The following is a 6,474-nucleotide window of genomic DNA, read 5'->3' as shown; positions in this document are numbered from 1 at the left end:
TCGCCTGCCATCAGGCGTTGAATCGCTTCCTGACGGAAGCTGGCATAATCAAAGTCTTTTTTCCCCTTTCCCATTTTGTTGTCAAGTTAAGACATTCTTACTTGACACACTTTACTGAACACTCTCCAAGGCGGGAAAAAATGTGGCTAGCTGAACGTGGGCCTTTGAAAGAAAACCTGTATATATACATTGTAATCGTATCGAACTACGCTTTATATTAATCACACTTATACAACATCTTCTAATGAAGCAACTTATTAGCGTTTTGTGCATGACACTATTCCTTGTTAAAACACTAGCTCAAGGGCAGAACTTCTCAGTAAAGGGACGTATAGATTATTTGTCAAATCAGCCTGTTCAGTTGATACTGTTGGATGAAAAGCGACCTCCAATAAAGTCCCAAACAGACTCTAAAGGCAACTTTGAATTTTCTGGAACAGTTGGTGAACCAAGCCGTGCCGGAATAGCCTGGGGAGAGCCCATGAAAGGCATTCCATTTGTTTTAGCTCCACAGGTAATCAATATTCAAACAGATACTGCTTTAAGCAACCCTCGTATACTATATTCTAAAAATGACCTCGGGAAAATTTACCAAGAGTACCAACAATTTGAAAACCAGTTTCTTGAAGCGTTCAAGAAGTTAGACGGGTACCGAGTAGAGGCTAGCTACAAAAACAAGCAGGACTCTGTCGCCTACTATGCCTCTGAGGTTAACGATCTCGTAACGAGCTCGCTTTCTGAATTGAGAGCAAATTTAGTTTCTGGCCGCTATCAAGGATTAGAAAGCTTTATAGCTTGGCAAGCATCAAGCTTAATAGGCTGGATAGATCAATTTCCTTTTTTTACCGACTTGATTAGCCTTCCCTTAATTAAGGGCATCTATAAAGAAAAGATTAGTGATTATCTAGTTCATAATCAATTAGCTGGTCAGCAAACTCCTACGGTAAACATCATCGATTCCGAGAGTAAATTATACTCCCTTAATTCATTAAATGAAAAGTACTTACTTATTGATTTTTGGGCCTCCTGGTGTGGTCCTTGCATAGCACAGCTACCTTCACTAAAAGACCTATATACCACCTATAGTAATAAGCTAGCTATAGTAAGTATATCAATAGACGAAGATAAAGAAAAGTGGCGCAAAGCTTTATTAAAGCATCCTACAAAGTGGATCCAGTGTTTAGATAAAGATCAGTCACAAAGTTTGAAAACCTTTTTTAAAGTAGAAGGTATTCCAGATTATATTTTAGTAGCTCCTGGGGGGAAAATAATAGACACTCATTTAACAATTCCTGCTGTTATCGATGCCCTAAATAAACCTTAATATTTGTAAGAATTATGATAAGAGTAGCTACATAAACCTTCTTGAAGAAGTACAACAAGCTGGCCACCAGCCGAATTGCACTTTTTCAACGCCAGTTGCTTAACAAGCATTATGTTAAGAGACTTTTCTGAGAAGAATAGCTTTTATATACCAACTATATACCTAAAGAAATTAATATTTATATACTGCGAGTGTGAGTTGTTAAAACGTATAAACCAGTTGAGCTTGTAAGCTGACTGTGTAACGGTCACTATTGTTAACATCGAATTGTTCCTTACGGAATTTATAGCTAAATATTGGCTGAGCTGTTATGGAGAAATGATTGTTTAGCCGGTAAGACGCACCTACGCCAACTACCCCATACACTCGTTTATAATTGAATTTTGTTAAAACGCCGTCAAGGGGTAACTCTCTTACGTGACCATCCTCTTTAGTAAATGCTTTTAAACGTTGATGACTAATCCAAGAAATCCCTGCCGTTAAGTACGGAGATAATCGCTTTAATGAAGGACGTAAATTGATGTATAAAGGCACTTGTAAATAGTTGTTTCTAAGGAAGTTCGAACCATCACCGTCAAGTTTTATGGATAAGTGTGCTACTCCTGAGGAAAGTGACCATTTTGGAGATAGTTGATATTGGCCCATTACCCCTACTGAATACCCATAGGTAGGGTCGGGAACCGATTGACCAGACTGATTAAAATAATAGCTTGGGTGCCATTTTACTAAGCTTGTGGTAGGAGCTACAGACCATCGGCTTTGAGCCTGTGCCTGGATGTATATTGAGCTTAATAAGCTAACAATAAGAGCTTTAACTGCGAATAATTTTAAAGGCTTCATACTGGGTGGATTTGAACGTTTTCAATAAGTTGCAATATAAATGTGTTTCTCTTACTCCATGCAGGGCTCAAAAGAAATTATTAAATGGTTACAAGTCTAGTCGAGTTGTATAAGCGAGATTATGTAAAGCGGAGTCTGCATCGCAGACACTTACTAATAAACTATTTCAAGGGATGCACAGTCTTCATGATGAACGACGGCCGAAAAAGTATTCCTTAAGACACAAGATTGCAAGCCCAAACATCACAACTGTGCCAATCAGGTGTGCAACATCTCCCCCTGTCATGTTCTCAAAAATGGGACGACCTATCAGGCTTGAAAGGTTGAAGCGAGACTGCTCGCTGAACTGTGTCAGCCGGGGTGTTAGTCGAAGCGATGCGGTTTGATGCGTTCTACATGGTTCTGGCCAGACCCCATTGTGATACATCCTGCTTGTAAACTACAACATTCGGTGATAACAACCAAAAGCCAAAACGATCTATAACAACATGCATCGATTCTCTTACTGATGCTATTTTGCGCTTGTACTGCCCATCATTTTGAGCATGGAACTGCCTGTTTCGTATGCTAACGCTGCATAATCAGAACGCATTCCACCAGTCGGTCCGTATTGCTGCCGTGCCGATGGTGTATGGTTCGCCAATGCGCGGTACCGTCACCGGAACGTGCAGGCTGTCGGCGGCTTTCCGATACAGATTGACCGGTTCGTTCCAGGCATGCTCCGACTCCGCATATTTGGCCCAGTGAATGGGGATGGTCATAGCCGCCCGCAGATCCAGCGCGGCCTGAGCAGTTTGCACAGGAAACATATGACTTTGCGGCCATTTTTCATTGTACTGCCCACATTCCAGTAAAGCCAGGTCAAAAGGTCCGTATTGCTCACCGATCAGCTTAAAATGCCGGCTGTATCCGGAATCACCGCTGAAAAAGAGCGTATGGCCATCCGCATTTATCACATACGATGCCCATAAGGTCTTCCTGACTTGTTTGAACGTCCGGTTAGACCGATGGTGGGCCGGGGTGGCGGTTATCGTTATAGCCTCTGCCAGCGTTACCGACTCATTCCAGTTAAGTTCGGTAATCATATCGTCCGGAAAACCCCAGCGCCTGAAATGAGACCCTACGCCGATTGGAACAATGACCCGTTTCACTTTTTTTCGCAGTCTTTTTACCGTCAGGTAATCCAGGTGATCATAATGATCATGCGAAATGACCAGCGCATCGATCACCGGCATGTCTGTGTGGTCATACACATGGCTCCCCTTAAAAGCCCTGATAGCCCCTTTAACTGGACCGGCAAAGCCACTAAAGCTGGGATCAAAGAGAATATTCATGGCACCCGTTTTCAACAGAAACGAGGAGTGGCCGAACCAGATGACCGTCGGCTTATTGTAGGTTGTGTTGACCAGGTCCGTTTTAACGGCTACGAGCGGTTTTGGCGGGAGCAGCTCTTTGGGCTGACTTGTAACATACTTTAGCATCCGTAACCAGCGCGGCCCTCTTCGTACCGAGGTGGTGGCCGACCGGACAGTCTGAACATTTTGAGCGATCTGCTCCAGATTCTGAAACGCTCCATCCTGGTAATTAGGCAATGCTTCTATTCGCTTCAGGGCCTCCCCGGATGGATTTTTACCTAATGCCCGTATCGGATTGCACCCCTGCGCCAGCACCACGGCAACAACCAGCGTACCTCCCATTAACAGTTCCCAAATACGGCGCTTTATAGGTATCAGATGATTTCGATTCATACGGAATGGTGCCTGACGGCTCTGTTTCTTTGACACAACATCACCAGAGCCACATGGTCTGCGTCAGGGGGCTTCTGATTTGTTCTGTATCAACTTGTTTCCGGCACCCATGGTTACAACAGTCCCTGTTTCATTTTCGCCGGCGTAGCCTCCCTGATCTTTACCTTCTTCCGGTTATCGTCCGCCAGAACGTTAAAAAGCAGGTAACTGGAGTCGATGCCGGCCTGGAATATCTTTTCAGATACCCACATACCGTAGCGTGGTTTCCTCCTGCGTTAGTTTGTGCTTCTGCAGACGAAGCGGCTTGGCACCGGGTGCGGCTATACCCGGTGCGTAAAATGCGGAACATAGTCCTGTGGCTACAAGCGCTGTAGTGTTTTTCAGAAACGATTGTCTCTTCGGCAGAATGGCAGTGGCGTAAGGGTTACCGGCGCAAAGTCAACAACTAGATGATGATCGTAGGCAACTGAACCGCTGGAGCAGAGCAAATTTTACCCCGGTAGTCTCCCCTGTAGCCCGCCCGTGTGGAGAGCCACTACGGTAGCGCCAATGGGGAAGTAGCCCTGACGGGCCAGATCAAAAAGGCCAAAAAGCATCTTGCCGGTGTAGACCTGCTCGATTAATACGCCGGTTTGCCGCTCGAATTCGTGCATGAACCGGAATAGCTCGGGCGTGGTTTTGGCGTAACCGCCGAAATGGTAATCGGTTAAGAGCTGAAATGGCTTCACCGGGAGATCTGCCGGCAGTAGCCTATTCACATCATCGATCAGAAATGACCCACCCTTAAGCGCCGAAAAGCCGAGTACCTGCGTCGGTTCGGATGCGCCGGCAACCAGACCGGCCAGGGTGCCGCCCGTCCCGACGGGGCAGCATACGTAGTCGGGTATCCGGCCCAGTTGATGCTCAATCTCCGGCATTACCTCCGCTACACCCTGCACCGCCAATACGTTGCTGCCCCCTTCCGGAAGCCGATAGAAGCGACCAAATCGGGTTTCCAGTCGACTGGTAAATTCGGAGGTATCTTTCAGACGATAATCGGCGCGGCTGACAAAGTAGAGGTTCATGCCGCACGAACGGGCAAACGCCAGAGTGGGAGTGTCGCGCTCCCGGTGCTCGTCGCCCCGGACAATACCGATGGTATTGAACCCGGCCAGCTTACCGGCTGCGGCCGTGGCAAACAGGTGGTTGGAGTAGGCTCCGCCGAAGGTCAACAGGGTATGGTGCTGCTGTTGCCGGGCCGCGATAAGGTTGTATTTCAGCTTACGCCACTTGTTGCCCGATACCTGCGGATGCAGCCGATCATCCCGCTTCAGGTACAGGCGGATGCCGGCCGGCCCGGATAATTGTTGCAGGGGCGATTCACGTTCGGGGAGCATTGTTACTTTTGTAATAGAACGCAGGAATAGAACGCGGATGACGCAGATTGAGCGGATTTAAAAGGATTTTTTTTTAATCTGCGTAAATCAGCCTAATCCGCGTCATCCGCGTTCTATCCGTCATCCGCGTTCTATCTTTTATGCAAGATACCCCCGATTTCTCAGACGAAGAAGAGTTATACGAGCACCACCGGATTGTGGTCGATAAAGGGCAGGGGCTGCTCCGCGTCGACCGCTACCTGATGGATCGCATTCAGAATGCCACGCGCACCAAAATCCAGGCAGCCATCGACACCGAGTCGGTGAAGGTCAATGACCGTCCCACCAAAGCCAGTTATAAGGTAAAGCCGCTGGATGTCATTACGGTGTCGCTGCCGCACCCGCCACGGGAGACCGACATTGCCCCCGAGAACATTCCGCTCACCATTGTTTACGAAGACGCCGACCTGCTGGTGCTCAACAAGCCGCCCGGCATGGTGGTGCATCCGGCGCATGGCAACTGGAGCGGCACGGTGGTCAACGCGCTGGTGTACCACTTCCAGCACCTGCCCACCTCGCAGAACGGCGCGGCCCGGCCGGGGCTGGTCCACCGCATCGACAAAGATACCTCCGGCCTGATGGTGATTGCCAAGACCGAATACGCCATGACCCACCTGGCCCGGCAGTTTTTCGAACACACCATCGAGCGCACCTACAACGCCCTGGTATGGGGGATACCCAACCCGGCGGCCGGCACCATTACGGGCCACGTGGGCAGAAGTGTCAAAGACCGGCGGGTAATGGCCGTGTACCCCGACGGTAGCCAGGGCAAACATGCCGTGACGCACTACAAAACCCTGGAGACCCTCCAGTATGTATCGCTGGTACAGTGCAAGCTGGAGACGGGCCGTACCCACCAGATCCGGGCGCATATGAAGCATATCGGCCATCCGCTGTTCAACGACGCCACGTATGGGGGCAACCGTATCCTGCGCGGCAGTCCGAACGGCAGTTTTAAGGCGTTTGTCGACAACGCCTTTGCCCTGCTGCCCCGGCAGGCGCTCCATGCCAAATCGCTGGGTTTTCAGCATCCCCGAACCAAGGAATGGCTGCAGTTCGACTCCGAACTGCCCGACGACTTCAAAGCCGCGCTGGCAAAATGGCAGAGGCAGCAGGGGTCGTAATCATTTCCGGCGGAACGGTCACT

General features: G+C 48.7%; 6 protein-coding genes. 2 read left to right on the top strand and 4 right to left on the bottom strand.

Features of this window, described 5'->3' with window-relative positions; genetic code table 11:
- The first annotated feature begins 271 nt into the window (after positions 1-271).
- The gene (locus ABD931_RS26095) at positions 272-1,324 is read left to right on the top strand and encodes a thioredoxin-like domain-containing protein (RefSeq protein ID WP_345270974.1); all 1,053 of its coding nucleotides are present in this window, start codon (positions 272-274) and stop codon (positions 1,322-1,324) included.
- 201 nt (positions 1,325-1,525) lie between these two features.
- On the opposite strand, the gene ABD931_RS26090 is transcribed toward ABD931_RS26095, so the two are convergent.
- The 4 genes from ABD931_RS26090 to ABD931_RS26075 form a co-directional block, all read right to left on the bottom strand.
- On the bottom strand, positions 1,526-2,164 hold the full coding sequence (locus ABD931_RS26090) for an outer membrane beta-barrel protein (protein WP_345270973.1): 639 nt from the start codon (positions 2,162-2,164) through the stop codon (positions 1,526-1,528).
- A gap of 581 nt (positions 2,165-2,745) precedes the next feature.
- On the bottom strand, positions 2,746-3,912 hold the full coding sequence (locus tag ABD931_RS26085) for an MBL fold metallo-hydrolase (RefSeq protein ID WP_345270972.1): 1,167 nt from the start codon (positions 3,910-3,912) through the stop codon (positions 2,746-2,748).
- A 113-nt stretch (positions 3,913-4,025) separates the two neighbouring features.
- On the bottom strand, positions 4,026-4,163 hold the full coding sequence (locus tag ABD931_RS26080; protein ID WP_345270971.1) for a hypothetical protein: 138 nt from the start codon (positions 4,161-4,163) through the stop codon (positions 4,026-4,028).
- Between the two features lie 240 nt (positions 4,164-4,403).
- Positions 4,404-5,288 (bottom strand): 1-aminocyclopropane-1-carboxylate deaminase/D-cysteine desulfhydrase, encoded by an 885-nt coding sequence (locus ABD931_RS26075; protein ID WP_345270970.1) that lies wholly within the window; start codon positions 5,286-5,288, stop codon positions 4,404-4,406.
- Between the two features lie 140 nt (positions 5,289-5,428).
- Between ABD931_RS26075 and ABD931_RS26070 the strand changes: the two genes are divergently transcribed.
- Positions 5,429-6,451, top strand: coding sequence for an RluA family pseudouridine synthase (locus ABD931_RS26070; protein ID WP_345270969.1), 1,023 nt, complete (start codon positions 5,429-5,431; stop codon positions 6,449-6,451).
- Positions 6,452-6,474 lie beyond the last annotated feature (23 nt).

The sequence above is a fragment of the Nibrella viscosa genome, from assembly GCF_039541875.1.
Taxonomy (GTDB): domain Bacteria; phylum Bacteroidota; class Bacteroidia; order Cytophagales; family Spirosomataceae; genus Nibrella; species Nibrella viscosa.
This window is presented reverse-complemented; position numbering and strand designations above follow the sequence as displayed.